Below are 26424 nucleotides of genomic sequence, written 5' to 3'. Positions count from 1 at the left end.
CCAATTAGGAAACAAAGCCGTAACATTGCTTTGGCCAATGTAGAGCGTTTGAAGCTCTTCTTTTTGGTATTGTTGAAGGTATTTCGTAGAGAGATAATTTTATTAATATTTATGTTGTTCACGTTTTGATATCCATATTTCACTTTTTATGAAGATGAATATCCTAGCTTTAACCAAGGTCAACTATTTGTGATGGCAATGTATAAAGTTATTTTAAATTCGTAAATATAGGAAACCTAGTGTCAATATCACGCTTTGTATTTGGTTATTGTTAAATTAATTGGATCAATGACTCATTTGCATAATATCAATAATGTAAGGCGTAGAGGCTAGGCGTAGTTAATAAGGATGAGAGCTCATCCTTATTATTGTGAGTAATATATCGAATTGAGAGAGTGTTAATTTAATGTGGAAATTAAGTTATTTATCAATTAGCTAAAAGCGAGCTGTTCGGTAATTTATATTGATAGGTATATCATCCATTTAAGGATAACACCCAAGCCAAAGACGCCAGCGGTTTCAATTCAATATTAAAACTGCCAACACTGTTCTCAATGTCGAGCACTTGTTGCGCTATGCCTTCAATATATTCATTGAGTATGTAACGACCATCAACTAATTTGAGTTTTTGGATTACATCACTTGGAATCTTTAAGTGAATATTTTCAGTGGTATGTTGGCTGAAATTAGCTGCAACAATGGTTAGCTCTTGGTGGTCAGAGCGCAGAAATGCGTAGACTGAATCACTTAAGTTACAGCACTGGTGTAAGTCTTGGTAATCACCTGTCATCGACGAGTGCTCTAGCGAAAAGTTCATTACCTTTTGATAGAAGTGACGCAGTTGCTTTTCGTTATTGTTTAGTAACTCACCATCGAACGCACCATTATTCATCCACTTTTGGTGTTGTGGGACGCCAATGTAGTCAAATATGGAAGTTCGTGAGGGCTGTCCAAAGCCTGCATTCTCCGCGCCCGGTTCGCCGACTTCTTGCCCAAAGTAGATCATGGTTGGAGAGCTGCTCAATAGAGCGCTAACTAGCATCGCAGGCTTTGCGATATGTGGATTGCCTACAAACTCTGGTGAGGCGATTCGTTGCTCGTCATGGTTATCCAAAAAATGCAGCATATGATGTTCAATGTCGTGCATTTGATGTTGGATTTCAGGGATGATTGCCGTTGAAGCCTTGCCTTGCATGATGGCTTTGAGGCCGTCGTACAGATCTACCTTGTCATAGAGGTAGTCCATCTTGCCTAAGTGAATGTATTCACGGTACAAGTCCGGCTGATACACCTCTGCCATCAGAAAGGCATCGTGGTTTTTCATCTTTATTGATGAGTTGAGGTAGCTCCAAAACTCAACTGGCACCATTTCAGCCATGTCGTAACGGAATCCATCAATGCCTTTGTCTAACCAGAACAAGGCGATGTCTCGGAATTTAATCCAAGAGTCTGGCACATCCACGCCTTCCCAGAAGTGGTAATGGTCTAGGTGGTCACGCTGTACATAGCCTTTGGGTAGCTTAGGGAAATCTTTTGAACCGTCAGGGCGCACACCGTAATTAATCTTTACGGTTTCATACCAATCGTCGAAATTAGGTTTAGCTAAGCGTGATCCATTGCCCGTCCATTTGGCTGGCGTCTCTATAAACGGGGAGCTTAGGCTAGGGTGCTGTTCACCACCTAGCGGCGTAAAGGCGGGCTCTATGTCTGGCAATTCAAAGGTGCTGTTGGGAATATAGTAGAAGTTATTGTCTTTGTGGTATTCCAGCGTTGTGTCATCTTGAGCGCCGAAGTCACTGACACCTTCTGGGTTGTTTAAGCCTTTATAATGACGCGCAACGTGATTCGGTACGATATCGATAATCACTTTTAAACCATTGTCGTGACTTCTTTTGATGAGTGCCTCGAACTCTTCCAAACGGCGATCAGGATTCTCAGCGAGGTCTGGATTGACTGAGTAGTAATCTTTTACCGCATAAGGTGATCCTGCACGGCCTTTTACCACGCTCGGGTGATCGTCTGAAATCCCGATGTGTTTGTAATCATTGATGATGGCGTGATGTGGCACTCCGGTATACCAAATATGAGTCATACCGAGTTTGCGGATTTCAGACAGCGCTTTGTCGGTAAAATCACTGAACTTACCGACGCCATTTTGCTCGATTGTGCCCCATGGAACATGTTGGGTGTTTTTATTGCCAAATAAACGCGTAAAAACTTGGTAGATGGCGTACTTTTGGTTGTACATATTTATAATTCCTTTAACTTCCATCATTTTATGTAGGGATGAAAGGGCTTGTTTATTCTTTGCAGGCTAACCGAATTACAATATGCCTTGCTCATCCTTATCAAAATCTACAGGGCGTAATTGCTACAGTATGTGAGCTGTTGCTCAAAAGGAGTCATGTTGTCTTCATCTATTCAAATCGTTATCACTTATTTGGTTCTGGTGGCGGTGTCTGTGTTGTTTGCGGAAAGTTCTAAAGCGCTGTTGGTGTGGTATTTGGTTATCGGTTTCGTGACGTTTTTTGTGTACGCGAAGGACAAGCGAGCAGCGATCAATGGCAATTGGCGTGTGCCAGAGAAAACTCTGCATATTTTTTCTGTTGCTGGTGGCTGGCTAGGGGCGTTGATTGCTCAAGATAAGCTGCGTCATAAAACGCAGAAGCAGCCGTTCAGAGCCATATATTGGGTGACAGTGGCAGTGAATGTTGCGGCGTTTGTGTGGACGTTAACGCCGAGCGGGCAGACGATGTTTGGTCGTTGGCTTAGTGAACTTGTGGGTTATTTATAAAGAGAATAACGGTTAGCACAGGAGTACCAACCGTTAAAATACAGAAGTTATTCGACTAGAGCATCGGAATGGTCGATGCTAGAAGCAAGCCTGCCATACCGTAGTTGAAGCTTTTGATACGGACTGGTGTTGTTAACCAGTGTTGCAGTTGTTTACCTGTCGCTGTCCAGAATGTCACGGATGGTAAGTTGGCGAGCGTGAAGATACCTGCGATGATCGCAAGCTCCCACCATGAACTGCCGCTGCTATAGACTGAAATTGCCGTCAGCGCCATCGACCAACCTTTCGGGTTCACCCACTGAAAACTTGCCGCGCCAATGAAGGTCATTGGTTTATAAGCCTCGCTGCTTTTGGCTTTGCCGCTCAATGCTATCTTGATTGCAAGGTACACGAGGTAAGCAAGGCTTAGGTATTTCAATATTTGGTGCGTCACTGGGTATGCGTTGAAAACGCCCATTAAGCCGAAGCCAACCAGCAGCAACATGGCTGCAAACCCTAGAGCAATGCCCAGCATGTGCGGAATAGTACGGGCAAAACCAACATTGGCTCCTGATGTCATGAGCATGATGTTATTTGGACCTGGTGTGAAGGTCGAGACAAACGCAAACAAGGCAAGTGCGCTAAGTTGTTCTAAAGGCATTATGGTTCTCCAGCAAAAAATGAACGAAGTGACTGACCGGTCATGACTTTCACGTGTTGAGAAACATAGTAGGTGGAAAGTGAGGCAATTATGTGCTTTTATTTCATCTATTATCACTTAATGCACAATAATAAGTAGTTATGGATAGATTTGACGAAAGGATATTGCAAGAGCTTAAATTGGACGGCAGAATCTCCAACATTGAGCTTTCAGAACGGATTGGCTTGTCGGCTTCTGCGACCTTAAGGCGAGTACAAGATCTCGAGCGTAAAGGGATCATTCAAGGTTACCGTGCAGTTCTGGATAATGGCCTGATGGGCGTTGGCTTTATTGCTTACGTTTCGATTGGTTTATCGAGCCACAGCAAAGCGGCTCAGCTGGAGTTTGAACAGCATGTCAGTATGGAAAAAGAGGTGGTGGAGTGCCACAACATTACCGGTGCCAACGAGTACTTGCTAAGGGTAGAAACCAAAGATCTACCGGGCTATAAGAAGTTTCATGCCGATGTGCTTGGGGAGTGTGCTCAGGTGCAATCTATTACGACTATGGTTGTGATGGATACCCCTAAAGACGAACGCTAGTCGAGTTTTATTTCAGGAGAGGCGCAGTGCCAAATACTAATCAGTTGTTATTGTTCTTAGATGTGGTTCAACAAGGGTCGTTTACCAAAGCGGCAACCTTGCACGATATGGACAACTCATCACTCTCTAAACAGATCAAAAAGCTCGAGCAAGATTTAGGTGTTCAGCTGCTGAACCGCTCTACACGCTCGTTTTCGTTGACGTCGGCAGGGGAAGATATTCTCGCACAAACCTATGTGCTGAAAGACACCATCAATCAGATACAAGGCATTGCAGACTCATACCAGTCTGAACCCAAAGGTGTGCTACGAATTACTTCACCGATCTATTTTGGGCAGCAATATCTGCAACCTATCATCACTCAGTTCATGAGAAAGTACCCGGATGTTCAGATCGTACTTTCCTTAGACGATAAGATCGCCAACATCATTGCAGGGCAGTTTGATATCGCGTTTCGCTTCAGTAAGCTTGTTGAATCGAATTTGATTGCGAAGAAGATTGCAGACAGTAACTTCATGTTGGTCGCGTCAAACGATTTTGTGAAGGAGCACGGAGAGCCGAAGACGCCACAAGATCTACTCGCGCTACCCGCGGTGATTTATACCAATGGTGATATGACGGTCGACCATCTGCGCATTAGTGAAGAGCCGGGAGGTAATACCTTCCAGAGCCTAACGATTCGTGGCAACTATAAGGTGAGTGATGTTCGTACTATGGTGTCTTGTGTGAAAGATGGTCTAGGTTATGGCTTCCTTGATCAATCAAACCTGTATGCCTCAATGAAAGAACTTGGTTTGGTCACTTTACTGCCGGATTATCCGATCTCTACGATTGATACCGCAATCTACGCTGTCTATCCGCACCGTAAGCAAACCAAACTAGTTAAAGAATTCATCACTACGGTTCAAGACTATATTGGCTCTCCGACGATTTGGGAGAAGATGCAGCAAGGTTAGTTGTGTTTCTAATAGTTCAAACTAAAAAGGAGCCAGATCGTCACACGATCTGGCTCCTTTTTAATTGTTCCGGCTATCACTGATTTACAATGTAAAGCTTAGCTATAGCTGGCGTGAACGGCTCATATTCACTAATACCTATTAATGCTCATGAATCACTTCTTTACCACTCGGATAAGCTTTGGTACCTAGTACATGACCATCAACTTCTTTGCCATAGTAACCTTGGTGATTGTGGTAGCGCTTAGCATTGCTAGCAACATCACCCTTGTATCGAGGATCTTGTGGGCGTTCATGACTATTCACAAATGCAGCAACATCCCATGCATCTTGAATCGAAAGTTGCTGGCTCTTTCCAAGCGGCATGTTTTCATAGATGAAATAGGCAGCGGTGTTCACCCGGTGCATACCCGCGCCCCAGTTATACGCGTTTTCGCCCCACAATGGTGGAAAGTATGAACGTCCGTCAGCCCCTTTAATACCTTCACCATTTTGACCATGACAGGTTTGGCAGTTGGTTTGGTAAACCTTTTCACCACGCGCTATCGATGGCTCTTGTTCAGGATTATCAATCTTAGGATAGCCACGCCCTGCCAACTTACTGCGGCCATCGATTGGGTATTTGCTTAACAGCTCTTCAGGGAGAGGGAAGCTTTCCGCTTTACCACCGACTTGTAAGTCGGCATCGCTAATCTCAGGAACGGGTTTATCTTGCATGCCGTTCTTGTCTAAGATGCCGCCCATCGCCAGCCAGTATGAATACGCCGTCAGTGCGACCATCTCTTTTGAACCCTCAGCCGGTGGCAGACCATTCATTGAGTAGGTGAAGCAACCTTGGATACGTTCTGCGTAGCTGTTTACCTTGTCATTCTTAGAACGATACGCAGGGTAGGCCATGTACGCACCCCAAAGAGGGGCAGCGTTAGGCTTCATGCCCGCTTGCATGTGGCAGTTGACACAGTTTTGTTCATTGCCGACGAACGTACCACGCATCTGTTGTGAATCGACAAACAGGGAATAGCCCAGTTTTACTTTGTCGCCAAATTCCCCAGCAGGGATATTAACCAAGTCTCGTGGCACCAGATATTTGTTATCTTGAGGCTTCTCAACGGCTGGCAGTTCGGTTTGGCGATCGGGCAACTCTGCTTCGGCATAAGCGATTCCAGAGGCAAGGGTTGCGGTAATTAGAAGTAATGTTTTCATGCGAGCCCTTTAGTATCGGAAAGAGGCGAAGTAGTAAGACAGGTTTTTGATCTCATCGTCGGTTAACTTGCCCGCGATATTACCCATCATGTTCAAATCATCACCCTTACGAGTGCCATTTTTCCAAGCGTTGAGCTGAGTTTGAATGTAGTCGGCATGCTGGCTTGCTAGGCGCGGGAATTTGTCCACGCCCATACCGCTTGGCCCATGACAGGTTGCACAGGCTGGAATGTTTCTATCCCAATCGCCTTGGAATACAAGTTTACGATAGGGGTTATCGATATCAGCCTGTGAGCCGCGCTGCTCTAAATCGGTAAATTCGTATGAAGGTAGTGATGCAAAGTATTCTGCGACCTCACGACGAACAGCGGGATCAGATACACCGTCAGCCATTCCCTTCATGATCGCGCTTTGACGCTCACCACTTGAGAACAGAACCAGTTGATGTTCTAGATAGTCAGCATTGAGCCCTGCAAGCATAGGGGCAATGTTGGGCATGCCTTTACCGTCGGCTTGATGGCAGCCGCTACAAGTTTCTGCGGCTTCTGGCATTGGATTGGGTGCTGCTTGTGCAAAAGCGGATAAAGAAAGGCTTCCTAGAGCAGCGATGCAAAGCGTTAGAGTTTGAGTTTTAATTGTCAGCTTAGTCATGAGGCGTCGCTATTGGTTGTAATGCACGCATTTTCGACATAATTGGTTGTTCGCGCTATTGTGGATTTCCACATTAATTCACTTGGAACTTGCGGTGAGTCTCACATTAATAACCTCAGTTACCATAATGGTATTGATGTGAACTTCTATAGGTTGATCCAACTGCCGTTTATGAAATGCAAGGGAACTGCCATGTTCGCCTCGGTATAACTGCTTGTTAAGGCTCTTTTATGGCACCGATTGTATAAGCATAGCTGCTTTATGGATGCGGGCTAAAAAAGTTGTGGTGAAATGAAGATTACCTAATGGCTTTGGGTTGATTACTCTATCTAGAGCGGATGCTTTATCTAGATTGGGTACTTTATGTAGATTGGACGTTTATCCAAATAGGCTGCTTTTCTAGATCAAGGGGACGAAAAAGCAGAGCAACCTCGAATGACGAAGTTGCCCTGTTGTGTTCTCATCTGCAAATCAGATAAGGAAGTGTTTTGAATCAGTGATTAAGTTATAGCTTGCTGAGTTTAAGCTAGACCTTGTAGATCTTAGCCGGAAGCGCTTGTCTGGCTGCTGCTCCTACAACCCAATCTAACATGACGCCTTTGCCTTCTCTCGTCGGGTCAATCAAGCCTATATCATTGATGTTAACGCCATCGTTCGACTTCATCTTCACTGGTTGTTGTGCGTCACCAATCCAGTGTGCGCGTTCACCGAGCTCTTTGTGTCCAAAGCCGTGTTCAAAGCCTAATGTGCCTTGTTTGATGCCATCAATCACCATCGCCAACGCATGTGTGGTTGAGCTCGGTGTTTCAATAGCAAACACGTCACCGGTTTTGATACCCACAGAAGAGGCGTCTTGCGGGTGGATGTAAACAGGGTTTACTCCTTTAATCGATTCCAAGCGTGGTGACAAATTAGAGACCGCACTGTGAATGTTGGATTTAAAGTTGGTTAGGGTGAACGGCCACTCTTTTGCTGGGAACTGCTCTGCTAGTGGCGTTCCGTCCGCGAGTTTTTGTGGATACCATGTAGGGCAACCCATGTATTGCTCGCCACTGATGGTGTTGCGAGAAGTACCGAGCTTTTCATTCCAGATAGCCAATGGTTTGGTCCATTTGTACTTCATGGTTTCATTGGTATACGCATTGGTTGCGTCTTCAAAACGGCCGCCACGCGCAAAGATATACGCTACTTTGAGCATCTCTTCAGGCTTGAGCGTTTTGTTCATCACAGGGACTAGGCGTTCTAGACCAGACCAAACAATATCTTCCGCATCGACATTCGGCACGCCACCTTTTACGAACGATAAGTTAGCAGCCGAGCGCAGGTAGAAGTCTTCAGCGCTATGAATACCGTGCCAGTTACCTTGATTGTCTTTGATTACGTTGTCGCCGAAGCCACCTAGACCAAGCGTCTTCGCTAGATCAATAAAGAAGTTCTCTAAGTTAATAGCGCGCCCGTTTTGAGTGCGTGAGGTTTTAGGTTCAACAATCGGCCAACGAGCGGTGATCGCTTTGGTCGCGACACCATGCCAAGGTGTTGCCATGCCCCAGCTCTCGTAGGTCACTGTGTCTGGCACTAGGTAATCCGATAAGGCAGTCGTTTCATTGATAAAGGCATCGATAGACACGATCAAGCCAAGCTGTTTGGGATCTTTAAGCTTCTCGCCTAGCAGGTTGTCTAAGCCTGGGACACCATATAGTGGGTTCGCCATGTGGTTGATCCACGCTTTTGCACGGTAAGGGTAACCGTCAATCGCAGCTGATAAGTGCTCAGTTAAAAGCGGAGCTGATATTGGGTACCACGGCGCGCGGGTCGGGTAAGGTGACTCGCCTGCGGCAACGCGACGTTTGTATTCGCTAGTTTTTTGATACGGGAACTTGCTGCGGGACAAGAATACACCTTGAGGCTTAGTCTTACCTTTAAACTTGGTAAAGTCGTAACGTGGACCAGCAACCGAAGTCGGGTAGCCGCCCGCTTTCGCCATTGCACCGCCTTTCGCGTTGATGTTACCGATCAGCGCGTTCAGCATCAGAATAGAGAACGAGTTGTAGAAGCCGTTGGTGTGCATGTTTCCACCGTGAGTATCCACGACTGCTTTTGTACCGTAACTGGTGAAGCGTTTTGCCAGTGCAATAATCTGGTCTTGTGGGATCTCACACTGCTCACTGTAGTAAGCAAGGTCGTATTTGAAGGCTTCTTCTTTCAATCTTTGCAGAGAAGATTTAACGCGAACAGTCTGACCATCGATTTCTACATCTTGATCGACGAACAGAGCCGCTTCATTCACCTGAATATGCGATGATAATAGTGACGTTGTCACATCTAGGGCGATGAATCCGTCATCGTCAGACATCGGTTCGCCTGTTTCTAGCAACCCTATATCCGATGCACGAAGCATACGCCCATTTTGTGGGTGCGACTCGTCACTGATCACAAGGTGAGATGCATTACACCAGTGTGTGGTGCCTGCTTTTTGCATCGCTTGTGCGCTTGGGCGAGACAAGAAGTCGTGATTGTATCGTTGGTTTTCGATGATCCATTGGATCATGCCAAGAACTAATGCTGAATCGGTGCCCGGTTTGATCGGTAGCCAGTTATTGCGATCGCCCGCCGCAAGGCTTGACGATCCTGCCGGAAGGCTTGGTGTCACTATGGTGTAGCTGAGTTTTCCGTTGGTACGAGCCTCAGCCAATTGTCTTGCTTGACGCTTGAACGGGTTACCCGCTTGAGCCGGAGACATACCGATGAAAAGAATGAACTCTGCGTTGTTGAAATCTGGTTTTAAGTGCGAGAACTTGTCTAGATCGTTCATGATCGCACCTGAACCCGCACGGAACGCGTAACCACAGTAAGAGCCGTGGTGACCAAAGTTGCGTGTGCCGTAGCTGTTAAATGCAAAGCGCTTCAAGATGTCGTCACGGCCTTCATTACCGGCATTGGTCACAAGCAGTTGGTTGGCTTTTGGTCCGTATTCAGGGTTGTTTGGATCGAGTGGCGTTTCGATGTCACGAATCGATCGTAAGCCCTCAACTTTACCTTCACCGAATAAGTCACCACCCTCGGTGATCTCAGAGATAAGTTGTTCGTAGCTGATCGGCTCCCACTTGCCTTCACCTCGTTTACCAACACGTTTTAACGGTTGAGTGATTCGGTATGGGCTGTTTTGAATCTCCAACATGCCGTTACCACGGGCACAGGCTGTCGAGCGGTTATTGATGCCTGACTCACCAGACAAGCCAATGTAGGCGTCTTTTACCGGTGTTTTGAACGGGATCTGCTGATCACTTGATAGTGGGTGATACGGATTACCTGAGATACGCAAGATCTCGTCATTGCGATTATCGATACGTACACGCAAGCCACACAGTGTCCAGCAACCAAAACACATTGATGGTGCAACGCGTTGGTTTGGATTCGGCGAGATCTTACCTTGCTCATCGACACTGTATTCCGTCTCTAGCGAATTACCGTGATGGATGTGGTTGGTTTTCTTACCCGCGGTGCCATCGATAGCACCGTGAACCATGTGTTTTGTGGTTGTCGCATAACCTGCAGCAAAAGCTCCAACACCACCGGCAGCAAGGCCTGTTTTCAAAAATTGACGACGTTTGTTATCCATGATGATTCCTCAGACTACAAGCTATGTGAGCGGTTAAGTGGTGATGATGTTTTTTGAGCTGATTTAGCTGATATTGTTTTTGTCGATACGATTTCAGAGGCAAACAACGCAAGTGCTAACCAAAGACCACACATACCCACAATGCCAAGTAGACCTGAGCTACCCATTGGCAGTTCATAAGGGAATGCACCCACATCAAAACGGGGAATGGTTTGAACTTCCATCATGGTGACCCAACGTACCGCCCATGCAGAAACTATGGTCGCAAGCGCAACACAGATAATTCCTAGCTTACTTTGCGATAGGCGTTGCAGTGGTAGAACCAAGATCATGCACAGCAAAATGCTGGTGGTCATGATGCCTAAATTGATGCCCCAAGCGTCATTCTCATACAGGCTGAAGTGACCATGGTTAGATGCCCAAATCGACGTGAGAATGATGGCAAGGCCACCAGTTAAGGTAATGGTTCTTTGTATCAAAGCTAGGTCTGTTGGTTTTAAGTTTGGCTTGCTTGAAGGCAGTAGAGCCCAAATCAACAGCGTTAAACCCGTTGCAGCAAAGAATGCGGTCGTGAACCAAAGCAGCGGAGAAGCCGGTTGATGCCAAAGCGGTCGGCTCGCCAAAATCGCAATCTCTGCGCCTGTGTAAAGCGCGATGCTTAGGCCCGAAATAGCCGTCACAGCAGCGAGCGCAATCATCAGCTTTGACGATATTTGCCATTGACCTAGCGTCAGCCAAGCCAAACGTTTTAGAAGTGGGTTTTCACTCTCTTTCAGTTGTGCGATGTCATCACGCAGGTAAACCCATGCGGTTGCGACAGCCAGACCAGAGAACAAAGGTAGAAACAGAGAGCCCAATGACATCCATGACCAAGGCGTAATATGAGCATAGAAGTGCCACGCACGTCCGGGTTGGTGCAAGTCACCGGTTAATGCTAATGGTCCAACAATCGCGCCAATGGCCATCACAAGCACAAGGGCAGAACGGAATTGGTGACTGGTTGAGTTTTTAAAGATCAGTGCAATCAAGAACAAAATAGCGGCCGCGTAGGCTGAACCTATGTAGAAGAAATATTGAACCGCCCACGGTAGCCAAGCGATCTCTTGAGCGGGGACTAACACCTCAGTGATATTCATGCTGTCTCTCCTTGTTTGCCTTGTGTCGCGATTGCCAATTCTTGTTTGCTAGAGGATGAGTTATCGATGGCGGCTGGATCATAAATCGCAGGTTGGCCTTCAATGTGGCTAACGAATCGCTCGTTCATGCCGATATAGAAAACATGGGGGTTGGTATTCTGCTCTGGCTTAAGCACCTTGATGTCGTCTTGGTTTTCATTGAGCAGACGGTTGATCTCGCTGTTTGGATCTTTAAGGTCGCCAATGACACGCGCGCCACCGACACAGGTTTCTACACAAGCAGGCAGTAAGCCGTCTTCAAGGCGGTGTGCGCAGAAGGTGCATTTGTCTGCGGTAAGGGTGTCGTTATTAATGAAACGAGCATCGTAAGGACAAGCTTGAACACAGTAAGCACAGGCTACGCAGCGTTCATTGTCGACCATGACAATGCCGTCTTCGCGTTGGAAGGTCGCTTGAACTGGACAAACCTTGATGCAGGGAGCGTTGTCACAGTGATTACAGAGGCGAGGTAACATGAAAGATTTCACGTCTTGTTGAGCCGTCGAACCATCATCAAGGGAGACTTCATACTGTTTTACGGTGGTTCTGAACTGGCCAATTGGTGCTTGGTTTTCAACGCTACAGCCAACAGTGCACGCCTGACAGCCAACGCACTTACGTAAATCAATCGCCATGGCGTAGCGTTTACCTATTTCGCCTTTGCGGTCAGGTTGGTTGTTATTGCGAATGGCTGTGCTTGCGACTGCGGTGTTGATCCCGGCAATGGGAATGAGCGCAGCACCAGCGGAAACCTTGCCGAATTGGCTGAGAAACCGTCTTTTCAATGAGTCCATAGAGGTACCTATAAATGGGTATTCGATCTGTTAGGCTCATTGTCAGTTTTTGACCGTTCACGGGGTATTGTGGATTTCCACATACCCAGATCAAAGTTGATCTAGAACAAATGTGGTTTTACCAATCTAGCTGTTATGCTTTGTTTTAGAGGCTTATTTAAGGCGCTCAAGCATGAGCTAAGCGCGAAACACGCCGCTGACATAAAATGAATCGAGAATAAATTGAATAAACAGTCCGTTTGGAGAAAGAGATTTCAGTGACAGTCAGAAACCTAATGACAATCGTTGGCCTTTGTTGGTTGAGCCTAACCGCAGGCGCGTGTTTGGCGGCTCAATCGGAGCAAGAGATTGCAACGACAAGCACTGTTGAGTCTGAGCAAATCATAGAAGTTGGCGTATTGGCGACTCGAGGTAAGCTTTCCGCTCAGCAGCGTTGGCAGCCGACAATGGATTGGCTGTCTGAGCGCATTCCCGGAAAACACTTTGTTCTCAAGCCTTTCAACTTGGAAGAGATGGCCGAAGCGGTAAAAGATGTCACTGTTGATTTTGTTATCACCAACCCCGGTCAGGCGGTTCGATTAGGACGTCAATACGCGCTCTCTTGGATGGCGACCATGACCAGTCACAATTACGACGATCAAGGTGTGAGCAGCACGCGCAGTATCGGTTCTGCATTAGTGGTCAGAAGAATGTCACCGTATATCTCGTTTGAGCAACTTAGTGGAAAGCCGATTGCTGCTGTCTCTGAAAATGCGTTTGGCGGTTACTTGACTATGCGTTACCAAGTAATGCAAGAAGGGCTGAACCCCAACCACTTTTTCTCTAACACCCAATTTTTAGGTTTCCCGATCGACGCCAGCTTGTATCAACTACGTGAAGGGCACATTGAAGCGGCTGTCGTACCAAGCTGTTTAGTTGAGAACATGATCAGTGAAGGTTTGCTGGTGGCGGGGCAATATCGAATTATCGAGAATCAAGCGCCAGAAGGATTCCGATGCCAAGTGTCTACGCCGTTGTACCCCAACTGGTCGTTCGCCAAAACAGAGCGGGCTTCTTCGGCACTGGCCAAACAGATGAGTCAGGTATTATTTGCGATGCCTAAGAGCAGCGCACCGGCCATTGCAGCGAATGCATCGGGTTGGACGTCACCGACAAGCTTGCTGGCGATCGACAAGCTATATCAACAACTCGACATGCATCCACTGCAACAACCTTGGTGGAAAGAAGCGTTAATCTGGCTCAAGTACAATCAACAGTGGGCATGGGCGTTCTTTATTCTTGTCGTGTCTCTGAATGCTTACCACTTCTGGCTAGAATACAAATTCAGTCGCAGCAAAAAGCAACTAGAAGCGACGCTTTATAAGTTGAAAAGTAAGAGTGAACAGCTAGAACATTCACAGCGCATAGCTGTGGTTGGTGAACTTGGAAGCAGCTTAGCACACGAGATCAATCAGCCTTTGGCAGCGATTCGTAACTATAGCGAAGGTGGTTTACTGCGGATTTCGAAGAACAAACCGCTGACTGACATAGAGCCTGTATTTGAGAAGATCCAGTCGCAAGTGGACCGTGCTGATGCGATCATCCAGCGCTTAAGAAACATGATCAAAAAACGCTCATCAGATAAATCTCAAACTGATATAGAAGCTCTTCTTACAGATACCATCGAGCTACTGCAATTTCGATTACAGAAACACAAGATAACCATTGAACGTTATGTCGTGGGTAAACCTATCACGCTACATGTTGACCCCGTCGGATTGCAGCAGGTGGTTGTAAATTTGATCAACAATGCGACGGACGCGTGTAATGCTCAGATGCATCGCGAACAAAGCGCTACGTCTGATATTGGTAACAAAAACAACGAACCATCGACAATTAAAGTGATTACCGAGTATCAACCGGATAAAATAATGTTGTCGATTATCGATAACGGAACGGGCTTAGATTTCACTGAACAAGAAGTGACTCAAGCCTTTGTGAGCAGCAAAGAAAATGGCTTGGGGCTTGGGCTCGCGATTTGCCAAGATGTTATTGAAGATCACAGTGGTCAAATGACGATCACGTCACTCACCCCACATGGATGTCATGTTGCGGTGACACTGCCTTTCTCTCTTTCAAATGATTCATAAGGAATCTTGTTATGTCTGAACTTCATCAAAGGCTTCCTGTCTATGTGGTTGATGACGATGAGTCGATGCGCGATTCGTTGGTGTTCTTATTAGAAGAGCATGATTTCACTGTGTCAGCTTTTGAAGATGGCCCCAGTTTTTTAGACTCAGTGGACTTGAGTGCGCCGGGTTGTGTGGTTTTAGACAGCCGAATGCCAGAGATGAGAGGGCAGCAAGTTCATGAGTTGATGGTAAAAGCGCAGAGCCCACTGTCGGTGATTTACCTGACGGGGCACGGTGATGTGCCAATGGCGGTTGAAGCCTTACAAGCCGGCGCGGTGAATTTCTTTCAAAAGCCAGTTAAAGGCAATGAGTTAGCTGAGGCGATCAAGCAAGGTTTGGGCGCTTCAGAAAAGCACTTACACATGAATGTGTATCGCCAAGCGTACGCGTCGTTAACCGAGCGTGAGATAGACATCCTCAAACAAATTATCGACGGTAAGCGTAACCAGAAAATAGCCGATGAATTGTGCATTGCCATGAGAACAGTGGAAGTACACCGAGCAAGCTTGATGAAGAAATTCTCAGCGAAGACGGTTGCCGAGTTGGCTTACATATACGGTCAATTGACCTAGGTATAGAGCTATTCCTGTAAGAGAGTTGTACGGCAGTTGCACGAAATTGTTGATGGGAAAAACATCAATTTCGTCACCAAGCTTTAGGACTTTCCTGATGAAAGGCAGCCTTCATAATTTATCTATATTGAAGCAAGATCACACCGTCTATGGACTGCATACGGATTGAACCTCCTAGGCTTCTTATCGCAATGTAATCCTGAGATACTGAACTAAGTTCATTTTAAGGCGGAACGTGCCAGTAACTGCACTTTTCCCTGTAATTCGAAACATAACATTCACTATGGGTAGAACACACTCTCAACGTCGAGTCTTGTATCTGCCGAGTTAGGTTAAATATTTTATGAGTACAATGGGAATCGCAATTGGTGCGACCGCTCTTTCGTTAATACTTGTTGCTGTGTGGCTGATTTCTTTATCACTAAGAAAGCAGCGCTTGGAACAAGAACGTAAAGCGCGAGCTGTCGCTTACCGAAAGGCGATTGAAAAAGCACGTATCCAAGAGCAAAAAGAGCGCCACTTTAAAGCAGAAACAGGGCATGTCCCGTCGATTCTGTATTTGGCAAAAGAAGCTGAACGTAACAATATAAAGGAAGCTCTGTATTGGTACGACAAAGCAGCGCAACTCGATAATATCAATGGCATGTACGGCATTGTGCGCCTAAGCATGAAGCGTAAAGAAGACCTGATTTTAAGAGAAAAAGCCAACTTTTGGCAGCTTGCGATATCCGCATTGGACAATGACGTGTCTGCGAAATTTGAGATGGGCAAAGCGCTTGTCTTTGGTCGCGGAACCGATAAGAACATCCCTAAGGGTTATACCTATATTGAAGAGTCTGCGGCTGGTGGTAATACTGAAGCGATGCTGTTCATTGGTGACTGGTGTCTAGATAAAGAAAACCCAGACTACTCTGCCGAAAGCTCTGTCGAGTGGTACCAAAAGGCCGCGGAAAAGAATAGCTTAGACGGCAAGATCAAACTTGGTATGAGTTATTTGAACGGTGTGGGTGTTGAGCCTAACCATGGCGAGGCTGTTTACTGGTTTGAGACGGCCGCAGAAAAGAACAGTGCAGAAGCGATGTTTAGAGCAGGTGAAGCTTGGATTGACCATGGTGAACACGGTAATGCCATTGCTTATATCTGGCTATTTCTATCGGCTCATTTTGGTTACTCAGAAGCCAAGCACTTGAGGGATAAAGTCGGCGGGGAACTTGGTGTGGATGCTGTCGTAGGCTTACAGGCTCTGACTAAACCGATAATGACTAAGCTGACACAAGAAGCAATCACTAAGCACTCAATCATTAAGGCGCTCAACAAGCTCTACAAACGCAATGTCCCTGTCCCTAAGAAGGTTAAAGAAGCGTCCGATGAAGAAGGTGAGGAGTTAAATGTCGATGGTAGTCATTTAGAGACCAAAGCGTCGAGTGAGCAAGGTTCTAACGTCGATTACAGCCAGCAGGCGACGCCAAGCGGTGCTGCGAATCAAGGGTCACCCAGCGATCAAGCAACGCATAACAAAGAAGCAAGCCCTAACTCTCTAGACTTCAGTCAGGCAGCAGTGGATCCAAGCTGGAAAAGCAACCACTAAAACGTGTTGGTTAGCTTTGATGAGTTAGACAAGAATGACTGAAGCTATAAATCTATATAGCTTCTGACCGTAATCTAGAAAACCAAGACAACAAAAAAGGGAAGCGAATGCTTCCCTTTTTATTTGTGTGCTATTTGCTTTTAGAGCTTAGAGCTTAGAGCTTAGAGCTTAGAGCTTAGAGCTAAAGCCTAATACCAAGAGCTGTTAAGCTTTGTTTTGCTCAGCTTTACATACAGCCGCAGTGAACACTACGTCAGTTGAGCTGTTAAGCGCTGTTTCAGCAGAATCTTGAATCACACCAATGATGAAACCAACCGCTACAACCTGCATCGCTACATCGTTTGAGATACCGAATAGGCCACAAGCTAGAGGAATCAGTAGCAGTGAACCACCGGCAACGCCTGATGCGCCACATGCTGAAATTGCAGCAACAAGGCTTAGTAGAATCGCAGTGAAGATATCAATCTCAATACCCATTGTGTGTACAGCTGCAAGCGTTAACACAGTGATGGTGATTGCAGCACCCGCCATGTTGATGGTTGCGCCTAGAGGGATTGATACAGAGTAAGTATCTTCATCTAGATCTAGCTTCTTACAAAGGTTCATGTTCACTGGGATGTTTGCAGCGCTTGAACGAGTGAAGAATGCCGTTACACCAGATTCACGAATACATTGCAGTACAAGTGGGTATGGGTTCTGCTTTGTCTTTACAAAGACAAGCAGTGGGTTAACGACAAGAGCAATGATCAGCATTGAGCTTAGTAGAACCGCTAGTAGTTGACCGTAGCTTGCTAGTGCATCGAAGCCCGTTGTTGCGAATGTAGTCGAAACAAGGCCGAAGATACCGAATGGCGCAAGACGAATAATGAAGCGAACAATGTGTGAAACACTGTGGCTAAGGTCTTCGAAAACCGCTTTGGTTGTTGCAGATGCGTGGTGCAGTGCAAGACCAAGACCGATAGCCCAAGCAAGAATACCGATGTAGTTCGCGTTCATTAGTGCGCTAACTGGGTTATCTACAAGCTTGAATAGAAGCGTATGAAGAACTTCTGCAATACCTTGAGGAGGGTTAGCACCTTCAGCGCCAGCAACCAGTGTCAAAGTGGTTGGGAACATGAAGCTCAGTACTACAGCAGTTAGTGCTGCAGAGAACGTACCAATCAGGTAAAGCACAATGATTGGACGCATATGAGTATGCTGACCTTTCTTTTGGTTTGCGATAGAAGCTGCAACAAGAATGAATACTAAAATTGGGGCAACAGCTTTCAGAGCACCAACAAACAGACTACCTAATAGGCCTGCATCTTGAGCTGCTGAAGGAGAAACCATGGCGAGAACGACACCGAAAACAATACCAGCAAGGATCTGTAGAACGAGATTTCCACGAGCGATGCGGGCGAGCATGTTGTGATTTTGCATAAAATACCTGCAATTGTTAATTTATTATAGTGATGTATTTTTTTATAAAGTTGTACCAAATCCAACTATACACTAGTGGAATGGGCGGTCATATTAGCGGGATCTAAGAGGGTGTCTAGGAATAGTTTACTTTTAGGGTGATTGTTTGCGCCATGTGGTGCTTTTGGAGCTAAATGTTAAATCTTTGTGCTTTTGTTGAGGTATAAATCTGCTGAATAATGTTCCATTGGCTTAATGTTCTAGTATTTATGGTGTGTAAACCATTACTGATAAAAACATTGTGTTCGGAAATAGCTGCCTAAACTTGTATAGGTAAAAAAGCCACTTCAACAGACATCATAGACATCACCTGCTTTGCTTAATCTACGTTGGTGCATGACTTGCCATGTTTTGTCGTCATCTAATCTTTCTATCGGCATTCCCACCTACTTAAGCAGCGTTAGCTGTGAATCTCATCAGCTCTCCTTAATAGCGTCAGGCTACTGAACTTAATACCTTGCTACTTTGATATACCGCACACCTTATCTGATGACTTATATCAACATGTTATTTTATATGACGTAATTTATCTAAAATTGCCGTTGTAAGTGGGTGGCATATATCCTGTGTTGGTCTTAATTTACAAGAGTATGAGCAATGAGTTTAATCAGTATCCCTTATGTAGAGACCTCTGCAGATACCGTTTTACATATAGCAGCCGCTATCGTGCTGATCAGCACCATAGCGGCTGGCCTGTTCGGTTTTTGGAAGCTTCACGAGATCCCTATTCAAAAGGCTCATAAGACTGACCACCATCAGATAGGGTTGATTACCGCGCTCACTTGGATTGGCTTCATTTGGCACTGGGTGTGGGTGCTCGCCATTATCATTGCTTTTGTAGATTTTGAAAAAGCCATTATCCGACTGCGTGATTTATGGAATTCTCCGGCTCAAGTTAATCAATCAGAGGATGTCTAAATGTTAGAAGGTTTAGCGGTTTGGTGTTTGTTCATCTATTTATTAAGACTTGTTGGCATGCCTTGGAACACAGGGACTAAAGCATTCGCTTATCTAGGAGGCAGTGGTTGGTTGTTATTTGTGTGGGTAGGATTAATTAACTATACACCAATGGATTTGTCGGGAGGCTCTGTGGTGCAGTCTCCTCACATTCAGCTTCGCCCAACCTCAACCAATGTCTCGGGCAAGGTCGACCAGATTTATATCACCCCGAACCAACGCATTGAGAAAGGGCAGTTAATCTATGAGATTGAAAACGAGCCTTATCAAATTGCTTATGAACAAGCGAAGATTTCGCGCGACTCGGCAAACGTAGCGGTTAGCACTGCGGCTGAAGAAGTAAAAATCGCTGAATCCAGCTATCAGGCAGCGTTACATGATTTTGAAATGACACAAAGTGAGCTTTCAGCTGCTCAGTCAAATAGAGACTTACAGAAAAGAACGTTGAAGCGTTATCTTGAACAAAACCGAGTCGTGCGTAATACGATCACTGAAAGCATGATTGATAACCAGCAAACGGTCGCCGATTCTGCTGTGTACACTGTGGCCAAGCTTGAGTCACAGCTGAGCAAAAAGAAATCTGATGTAGAGAAAGCCAAGCTACAAATAACCAAAGCGGAACTCTCGGTTGAATCCCGTCAGTCAGACTTTAACGAAACAATTCAGAAGGTGAATAAAGCGAAATGGGATCTTGATAGCACCAAGATTTATGCACCCGCTGATGGCTTTGTGACTAACTTTATTCTTCGTGAAGGTCAGCTTGTTTCTAGAGTTCCACGATTGCAGATGTACACCAACGAGAAATACGTATTGATGAGAGTGAATCATCAAGCGATTAGAAATGTTAAACCGGGTCAATTGGCTGAATTTACAACGCCAGTTTATCCAGGGAAAGTATTCACGGCAGAGGTTGAAGGTATTATTGAAGCAACCGGCGAAGCGCAAAGTAACTTGCTTGGCTTTGACCAGAATGTTCGCTCTACGACAGGCAAGAACCTACAAAACAAACATCACTTTGTTAGGTTGAAAGTCTTTGAACCTGAAGGCTATAGCGTACCAGTCGGCTCGGTTGGTTTAGCTTGGATTAGCGGAGAAAAGCCAACAGAGCTTATGGCGTTTCTTGATGTAATACGTGGAATCATTTTACGTATGAAGTCGCAGCTCTACTACTTCTACTCTTTCTAGGTCTAGAACCAGAGTTAATTCGGTTATTTAATTCCGAATTATTCAAAATAAGATTATTAATGAAATTACGGGCCACAGTCGTGGTCTGTAATTTTAATATGTTTGCTATTCAGTGAATATTTAATCGAAAGTCTAAATTTAACTGGAATATATTTATGCTATTCATATCTTCTGAAATAAAAAGATGCATTAAACCTATTATCTCTCTGTTGCTATTAACGAGCTTGGTGGGCTGTCAGGCGACTCAACGTCAGGACGCAACGACTGGTGAGATGGAAACGAATTCCACAACAAAAGGGACTGCGATTGGTTCTTTGTCTGGTGCTGCGATTGGTCTCCTGTCTGGAGATAATTCAAAAGAACGGAAAAAGAGAGCGTTAATTGGGGCAACGGCTGGCGGTCTCATCGGTGGAGGAGTCGGCTACTCACTGGATAAGCAAGAGGACGCTTTGCGTCAGGAGTTGCTAGATTCAGGCGTTCAAGTAAAGCGTGTTGGTGAAAATGAGTTAGTGTTGGTGATGGAAAACGGCATCGGTTTTCGCTCTGGTGAATACCTACTTGAAGCGACGGTATACAATTCATTGAATGGTGTTGCGAGAATATTGGTCGAGTACCCAGATTCGTATTTGCAGATCAAAGGCTATACCGACAGTACTGGCAATGATGCTTCTAATCAGCAGTTGTCTGAGAAACGTGCTGATTCAGTAAAAGCTTACTTAGTGAATCAAAAAGTGAAAGGTGGACGAATCAGTACCAGCGGCCTTGGTGAACGTTACCCTATTTGTGACAATGCAACCGAAGACGGAAGAGCCTGCAATCGCCGTGTCGAGATCAGTATCCAAGCCATCTAGCGAGGTGATGCAACCTTTCTCATCCGCAAGTAGAGACACTCTGCGGATGTTTTATTTTATTCCAATGATTTGAGATATTGCTTGGGTGTCATGCCTCGATGCTTCTTAAACATATGCGTAAAGCTATCGAGATGGTTATACCCTAAACTGCTTGCAACTTCTTCGACTGGTATTGATTGGCTTAGCATTTTGACCGCTTTGTTGCTTAAGACAAAACCACACATTTCGGTAAAGTTGTGGCCATATTTATGGAATCTACGTTGAAACTGCTGAATTGATAGGCCCAACAGGTTCGATACTCTTTCGAGTGTCGGTAAACCAAAATGACATGAGTAGTTGATGGCTTCATAAACTAACTTAGTGTCATCGCTAGGATCGGGCATGTCTAAACATCGGTCCAAATCCTCAAAATTCAGCGAAAAGGTTTGCTTGGTATCTTGATTATCAGCCAGGTTTGCCAAGCGTAAGCTGGAATGAAACCAGATCTCTGTTTGATGATGATTCCACGCGACATCACAGCCAAAATAATCTTGATATAGTTTCTCATCCGCACGCTCTCCTGAAAGTAGTACGCGCATCGGAGCAAAGTCTGCCCCAAGGTATTTTTTCAATATTTTTGACATCAAAACAGCGACTCTAATACTGTCATGAACGTCTAAGTGTTCTGCATCATACTGATTGTTGTAAGTCCACTTGATGATAGACCCCGCAGGTGCAGCAACCCAAAAAGCACCGGATTGAATACACCCCATGCCGTAATTTACCTTTCTTATCGTCGACATTAAGTCATGACCAGAGAACATCCATTGGCCTAATCCGCCCAAGTCTTCGACCCGGAAATGGCGCACAGCCTCGAGCATAAAGTTTGGATTTTTTGTATAGCATTCGAGTTCTTCATAAAGCTGAAATACCTCAGAAATGGGCAACAGGTTCATTGTGTGATTAAACGCGGATTGGGGAATTGTCTGTGGGGAGATTGGATCTGAATAATATTGATTACATACGTTGTAATACAAATTCATCAGGCTATTTACCCTTATAAAGTAAGTTGTGTTGATAGTCATTGATCCATCCAAACCTCTGTGAATTAGGTCATAAACATAGCATAAATGACGTAATTTAACGAGTTTTAACAGACCCCAACGATGTTAGTTAACATCAAATATATCGGTAAAGTAGTGGCGATAATATTAGTAATAATGGTGTTAACTACAATTATTGATAGCTGTAAATACTGAGTTGAGTAAACCCCAATACTATTTTTGAGAACCAGAAATAAATTGGATGGAAATTTTTAATCATGGTTTCAGCGTCTTTTAACTTCAGAGAATTAAATAGAGATTAATTAATGACACATACTCCTAAGATAGAAAAAATTAGCGTGTTTGATCGTATTAACGCATCGGCACTGATGTTATTGACTTCTGAATATAAAAGCTTGGAGCAGTTGCGAAGAAAAAACGACTATCCAATGTTCCCAACATTTGAAACGACACCATCCATGCCAATAAAGCGAACCAAGATAAATGGTGTCGATATTCGATACGCACATTCTGAAGCGATTGGTAAACCGACTCTTGTGATGCTTTCCCCTTTTCCTCAAAGCATTCTTGCGTATGCCCCTATCTGGAGTGGGTTGGCTGAACACTACAACCTATATGCTTACGATATGCCTGGGTTCGGCGGCAGTGCGGGCGGGATTGAATACATGTCTTTCAAGGCTCAAGGCGACTTTTTAAAAGAATTCTTAAATCATTTGGATATTCAAGAACCACATTTATTGGGGCCTGACGTTGGTATGCCCGCGATCGTTTACTACGTGGGCACATATGACAATGATGTCAAAAGTTTATTGATAGGCGATGGTCCAGCAATTAATCCTTCGTCAAATGCAAGCGCCATCCGAAAAATGGTCGACTCATCGTTTTGGCGCACTGTTTTTAAAGTGACAGGGGCTGGCTCTTTAGTTCAAGGCTGTATCAAGGTTTGCTATACGAACTATCGCCCCAATCAAGAAGAGATTTCCGACTATATTGCTTCTTATCGCAATCGAATTCCTGCCGTCATGCAATGGTTTAAAGACTACCCAAAAAGTCTAGCAACGGTTGATCCATTGCTCGATAAAATAGAGTTACCCACTCAGATATTTTGGGGAGAAAACGATGCAATTCTTTACGTCGATAATGGAGAACGTTTAGCTAAACGTATGTCGAATGCTGAGTTAACAGTATTCAAAGGCAGTGGTCATTTTTGTTATCAAGATAGGTATCAAGAGTTTTCGGTAATGGTGAAATATTGGATTGATAAGACGCAATAACAGTTAAATGACTGAGTAAATATGATTGAAATGGAACTACGAGAAGGTTCATGCTCAATAAAAGTGAATGTCGATTTATTGAGCGCCTTTCGAGCTTTTTACCACTTCTATCCTCATCCCTTATCTAAAACTAATCAAGGCATGGTAAATGCAGAAGCTAACCCTTTTAGCGCTAAGTTGTATTCTATTATTAGGTTGTTCTATCAATAAGGTAGCCGAAGAAAAAGACCACTTCGTTGATGATTATATCGAAATTAACAAACACAATATTAAAGACTTACCTCAGTTGTTAAATGCTATCGCGTTTGAATATTCTAGGTTTGCCAATCAAGCTGAATAGCCGCTTTTTGCCCTCGCTAACAATTATGTTTCACGATCCTGTTTTAGAGTCGAGCCTGGTACATAAAGAGCATTTGAGTACGTTAGGCATGCCCTTAAACGTCTCGCTATATATAGACGAAAATGGAGATCCTAACGTGATTGGAGTGAAACTCGTCACTCGGACGTGAGTTACAGCGTTAGCTTTAAGGTTGAGGGTATATAACAATATGATGCAGCTTTGATCTATTGCATTAGTGGCTTTGGTGCCTTCTTCCTCTAATGCCTAGGCTTCCTCTATCTGTACACTCAATGGCCAATATTTGAAGAAGTTATCACCTAGAAGTTTTAAAATCATTTGTACGAAGGGTACTGTTGAAACATTTCAGCGATCTCCTCGTAAATCAGCTCTTCACGTTCCTTAGAACTCATTGAGCGAGTCAATTTCCGGCTTGAATTCTCGGTCCATACAACGATGTTGGTTTTATCATCGATCAGTTCTACAACCAATTGTCCGTACGTCTGTTGGTGATAATTTTGTGGAGTGGACATTCCCCCACGGAAATTGTTCCAACCATAGCCAATACCAAATGACGAGCCGGAAGACACAAGTTCAGATGCTTGCTGAAGTTGGTAGCGGACGTATAGGTCGCCTCCGTCCTCTACAAATGAAACCCCTGTGCGGCTCATTTCTTTAATGATCGCACTTTCAATCCTGATTGAGTCGATACTAATCGGTATTTTGTTCTTCTCTTCTTTCGCAGTCCCGGGCGAGCTGAAATCATAGGTTTTATACATTGAGAAATCGGTTTGCTTTTCGAAGTCAGTATTTATTGTAGAGCAGGCAGCTAGAGGAAGCGTTAATAATATGGTGGTTAGACGAAGCATTTTCTATCTCCTTGGAAGGTGGTTTGAAATGAAATTTTCTTCTGAAGGTGATTATACTTGTCCGGTAATCGATACTTTATGTTCGTTATATTCAGTCAATCTGGTAGTAAAAGTGACGCGATTAATCGTATTTTAACTTTATTGTTCAAGGGGGAATTATATTGAACTGGATAAAGAGAAACATTAACGTGATGATTAACTCGCTAAGAAAAATTCCAACTATTATAAATGGTGAATTTTTACTTTCGGAAGCAGACGATATCTTAATATCCCTTGTTGATGAGGAAGGGAATTTGTAGATAAAGCCCCACGCGATTGACACGTGGGGCTCGGTGTTTCAGCTCAGCGTTGAGCGATTAACTCAGATTACCGTCAATATCCAACTGCTTAAGCTGAGCCTTTCTTAATATTGCGGCTTTCTGACTGTACGTTTCGGTACATTTTGGAAAGCTGCTTATTGTTAGCGCGTTGCTCTGCAAGAGAAGCGCCGTTTCTTGCTTGCTCTCTCAGTAGCTTTTGATAGTTAGTAAATCGTCTTTCAGACAGTTCACCACTCTCAATGGCAGCCCTTATCTTGCATCCCGGCTCTGATTCATGATGACAATCAGAGAAGCGGCAGTGCATTGCTAACTCTTCGACGTCTGAAAAAGTTTCACTCACGCCTTCAGCGCAGTCTGCAAGTTGTAGCTCTCGCATTCCTGGAGTGTCGAGAAGCAAGCCACCTGATGCGAGCAAGTGGAGTGATCGTGATGTGGTTGTATGACGACCTTTACTGTCGTCTTCACGAATACCACCAGTTGCCTGCGATGCTTCACCTAGCAATGAGTTAACCAAAGTCGACTTACCCACACCAGAAGAGCCCATTAGCGCGACGGTCTTGCCGATTTTACACCAAGGTGAAAGTACTTGGGTTGAGTCTTGATCTAGGCTGTTGACCGCTTCGATCATCAGCATCGGGTCTAAGCTTTGTACCTGTTGTACTTTGTCTTCGTAGTCGTCACACAAGTCTTTCTTCGTCAGGACGATAACCGCTTCAACTTGTGCTTCATTTGCGAGTGCCAGGTAGCGTTCAATGCGACTCAGATTAAAGTCGTTGTTCAATGAAACCACGATAAACACTGTGTCGATATTGGCTGAAATATATTGTTCAGCCACACGACTGCCCGCAGCTTTTCGGCTAAAGAGCGATTGGCGTTCTAGTAAGCGATCGAATTGCAGTTCAGAGTTCAATATTACCCAGTCGCCAACGGTCATTGCCGGTTGGTTTTGGTGGATGGGTAGAACAATTTCACCTTGCTCTGACGCTAATGTATAGCCATTGCGGTGATGTGCGACGATACGAGCAATGACGGAGTGATCATAGTCTTCGAGTGTCAGTTGTTGTTGGAATACAGGTTGCCATCCAAGTTGTTGAAGTGACATTGGATGAGAAAATGCGTTTTGTGAATTCATGTCTATTTACCCAGACGTGCGAGCTTTCTTTTCTTGTGAGAGCATTAACGTCTTGTAAGATCTCAGGTTGTCGATGAGATCGAAAAGCGTTGGTCAGTTCAAAAAGCGTCGAGACGTCAAAAATGTTTGAGCTTGGGTCGAATTCAAAATCGATAGGACCCCGGATTTGAGTCATGCTTTACAGGCATGCAGATATTGATCACTTACGATCAACAGTAAACCGGGTAAAAGTGTGCGGTAGCCAGCTGATGGCT

Annotated in this window: 22 protein-coding genes; 11 read left to right on the top strand and 11 right to left on the bottom strand. The window is 44.9% G+C overall.

Features of this window, described 5'->3' with window-relative positions:
* Positions 1-475: 475 nt before the first annotated feature.
* A complete protein-coding gene (locus tag AB4351_RS04320; RefSeq protein WP_372125159.1) occupies positions 476-2248 on the bottom strand; it encodes an alpha-amylase family glycosyl hydrolase in 1773 nt (590 codons plus the stop codon).
* 156 nt (positions 2249-2404) lie between these two features.
* Here AB4351_RS04320 and AB4351_RS04315 point away from each other — a divergent pair, with 156 nt between their 5' ends.
* The gene (locus AB4351_RS04315; protein ID WP_017064222.1) at positions 2405-2794 is read left to right on the top strand and encodes a DUF1294 domain-containing protein; all 390 of its coding nucleotides are present in this window, start codon (positions 2405-2407) and stop codon (positions 2792-2794) included.
* 55 nt (positions 2795-2849) lie between these two features.
* On the opposite strand, the gene AB4351_RS04310 is transcribed toward AB4351_RS04315, so the two are convergent.
* Positions 2850-3434, bottom strand: coding sequence for a LysE family translocator (locus AB4351_RS04310; protein WP_372125157.1), 585 nt, complete (start codon positions 3432-3434; stop codon positions 2850-2852).
* Between the two features lie 140 nt (positions 3435-3574).
* Here AB4351_RS04310 and AB4351_RS04305 point away from each other — a divergent pair, with 140 nt between their 5' ends.
* Positions 3575-4015, top strand: a complete 441-nt coding sequence (locus AB4351_RS04305; protein WP_009845852.1) for an Lrp/AsnC family transcriptional regulator — start codon at positions 3575-3577, stop codon at positions 4013-4015.
* A 26-nt stretch (positions 4016-4041) separates the two neighbouring features.
* A complete protein-coding gene (locus tag AB4351_RS04300) occupies positions 4042-4971 on the top strand; it encodes a LysR family transcriptional regulator (protein WP_065206692.1) in 930 nt (309 codons plus the stop codon).
* Between the two features lie 141 nt (positions 4972-5112).
* Here AB4351_RS04300 and AB4351_RS04295 read toward each other — a convergent pair whose 3' ends face one another.
* The 5 genes from AB4351_RS04295 to dsrO all read right to left on the bottom strand — a co-directional run bounded on the left by AB4351_RS04295 (position 5113) and on the right by dsrO (position 12413).
* Positions 5113-6174, bottom strand: coding sequence for a c-type cytochrome (locus AB4351_RS04295; protein ID WP_372125155.1), 1062 nt, complete (start codon positions 6172-6174; stop codon positions 5113-5115).
* A gap of 9 nt (positions 6175-6183) precedes the next feature.
* Positions 6184-6825: a c-type cytochrome gene (locus tag AB4351_RS04290; protein ID WP_017064226.1), complete on the bottom strand. Its 642-nt coding sequence runs from the start codon at positions 6823-6825 to the stop codon at positions 6184-6186.
* A gap of 526 nt (positions 6826-7351) precedes the next feature.
* Entirely contained in the window at positions 7352-10444 is a 3093-nt protein-coding gene (locus tag AB4351_RS04285; RefSeq protein WP_372125153.1) for a tetrathionate reductase subunit A, read from the bottom strand.
* A gap of 14 nt (positions 10445-10458) precedes the next feature.
* A complete protein-coding gene (gene nrfD / locus AB4351_RS04280) occupies positions 10459-11580 on the bottom strand; it encodes an NrfD/PsrC family molybdoenzyme membrane anchor subunit (protein ID WP_372125151.1) in 1122 nt (373 codons plus the stop codon).
* Positions 11577-12413 carry a sulfate reduction electron transfer complex DsrMKJOP subunit DsrO gene (dsrO, locus tag AB4351_RS04275; RefSeq protein WP_017086571.1) on the bottom strand — a complete coding sequence of 279 codons (837 nt, stop codon included), beginning with the start codon at positions 12411-12413 and terminating at the stop codon, positions 11577-11579. The genes nrfD and dsrO overlap by 4 nt, the downstream gene beginning before the upstream one ends.
* Positions 12414-12670: 257 nt before the next feature.
* On the opposite strand from dsrO, the gene AB4351_RS04270 reads away from it, so the two are divergent.
* The 3 genes from AB4351_RS04270 to AB4351_RS04260 all read left to right on the top strand — a co-directional run bounded on the left by AB4351_RS04270 (position 12671) and on the right by AB4351_RS04260 (position 16744).
* Positions 12671-14542: a PhnD/SsuA/transferrin family substrate-binding protein gene (locus AB4351_RS04270; RefSeq protein ID WP_372125149.1), complete on the top strand. Its 1872-nt coding sequence runs from the start codon at positions 12671-12673 to the stop codon at positions 14540-14542.
* An 11-nt stretch (positions 14543-14553) separates the two neighbouring features.
* Positions 14554-15156, top strand: a complete 603-nt coding sequence (locus AB4351_RS04265) for a response regulator transcription factor (protein WP_372125147.1) — start codon at positions 14554-14556, stop codon at positions 15154-15156.
* Positions 15157-15508: 352 nt separating this feature from the next.
* The gene (locus AB4351_RS04260; RefSeq protein WP_372125161.1) at positions 15509-16744 is read left to right on the top strand and encodes a tetratricopeptide repeat protein; all 1236 of its coding nucleotides are present in this window, start codon (positions 15509-15511) and stop codon (positions 16742-16744) included.
* A 204-nt stretch (positions 16745-16948) separates the two neighbouring features.
* Here AB4351_RS04260 and sstT read toward each other — a convergent pair whose 3' ends face one another.
* A complete protein-coding gene (sstT, locus tag AB4351_RS04255; RefSeq protein WP_372125145.1) occupies positions 16949-18163 on the bottom strand; it encodes a serine/threonine transporter SstT in 1215 nt (404 codons plus the stop codon).
* Positions 18164-18799: 636 nt separating this feature from the next.
* Here sstT and AB4351_RS04250 point away from each other — a divergent pair.
* The 3 genes from AB4351_RS04250 (at position 18800) to AB4351_RS04240 (ending at position 21195) form a co-directional block, all read left to right on the top strand.
* Entirely contained in the window at positions 18800-19120 is a 321-nt protein-coding gene (locus AB4351_RS04250) for a hypothetical protein (RefSeq protein WP_017072398.1), read from the top strand.
* Positions 19121-20344 (top strand): HlyD family secretion protein, encoded by a 1224-nt coding sequence (locus AB4351_RS04245; protein WP_017081815.1) that lies wholly within the window; start codon positions 19121-19123, stop codon positions 20342-20344.
* Between the two features lie 188 nt (positions 20345-20532).
* The gene (locus AB4351_RS04240) at positions 20533-21195 is read left to right on the top strand and encodes an OmpA family protein (protein ID WP_170967992.1); all 663 of its coding nucleotides are present in this window, start codon (positions 20533-20535) and stop codon (positions 21193-21195) included.
* 56 nt (positions 21196-21251) lie between these two features.
* On the opposite strand, the gene AB4351_RS04235 is transcribed toward AB4351_RS04240, so the two are convergent.
* A complete protein-coding gene (locus AB4351_RS04235; RefSeq protein WP_017072401.1) occupies positions 21252-22259 on the bottom strand; it encodes an AraC family transcriptional regulator in 1008 nt (335 codons plus the stop codon).
* A 284-nt stretch (positions 22260-22543) separates the two neighbouring features.
* Here AB4351_RS04235 and AB4351_RS04230 point away from each other — a divergent pair, with 284 nt between their 5' ends.
* Together AB4351_RS04230 and AB4351_RS04225 are read left to right on the top strand one after the other, a co-directional pair.
* The gene (locus tag AB4351_RS04230) at positions 22544-23512 is read left to right on the top strand and encodes an alpha/beta fold hydrolase (protein WP_102394267.1); all 969 of its coding nucleotides are present in this window, start codon (positions 22544-22546) and stop codon (positions 23510-23512) included.
* Positions 23513-23660: 148 nt separating this feature from the next.
* The gene (locus AB4351_RS04225) at positions 23661-23852 is read left to right on the top strand and encodes a hypothetical protein (RefSeq protein ID WP_102394268.1); all 192 of its coding nucleotides are present in this window, start codon (positions 23661-23663) and stop codon (positions 23850-23852) included.
* Positions 23853-24184: 332 nt separating this feature from the next.
* Here the strand turns inward: AB4351_RS04225 and AB4351_RS04220 are convergent, their stop codons facing one another.
* Entirely contained in the window at positions 24185-24718 is a 534-nt protein-coding gene (locus tag AB4351_RS04220) for a DUF4136 domain-containing protein (RefSeq protein WP_372125143.1), read from the bottom strand.
* Between the two features lie 387 nt (positions 24719-25105).
* A complete protein-coding gene (rsgA, locus tag AB4351_RS04215) occupies positions 25106-26170 on the bottom strand; it encodes a ribosome small subunit-dependent GTPase A (RefSeq protein ID WP_017072405.1) in 1065 nt (354 codons plus the stop codon).
* Positions 26171-26424: the final 254 nt, after the last annotated feature.

Source organism: Vibrio sp. 10N.261.51.F11, assembly GCF_041471665.1.
GTDB classification, from domain to species: Bacteria; Pseudomonadota; Gammaproteobacteria; order Enterobacterales; family Vibrionaceae; genus Vibrio; species Vibrio crassostreae_C.
This window is presented reverse-complemented; position numbering and strand designations above follow the sequence as displayed.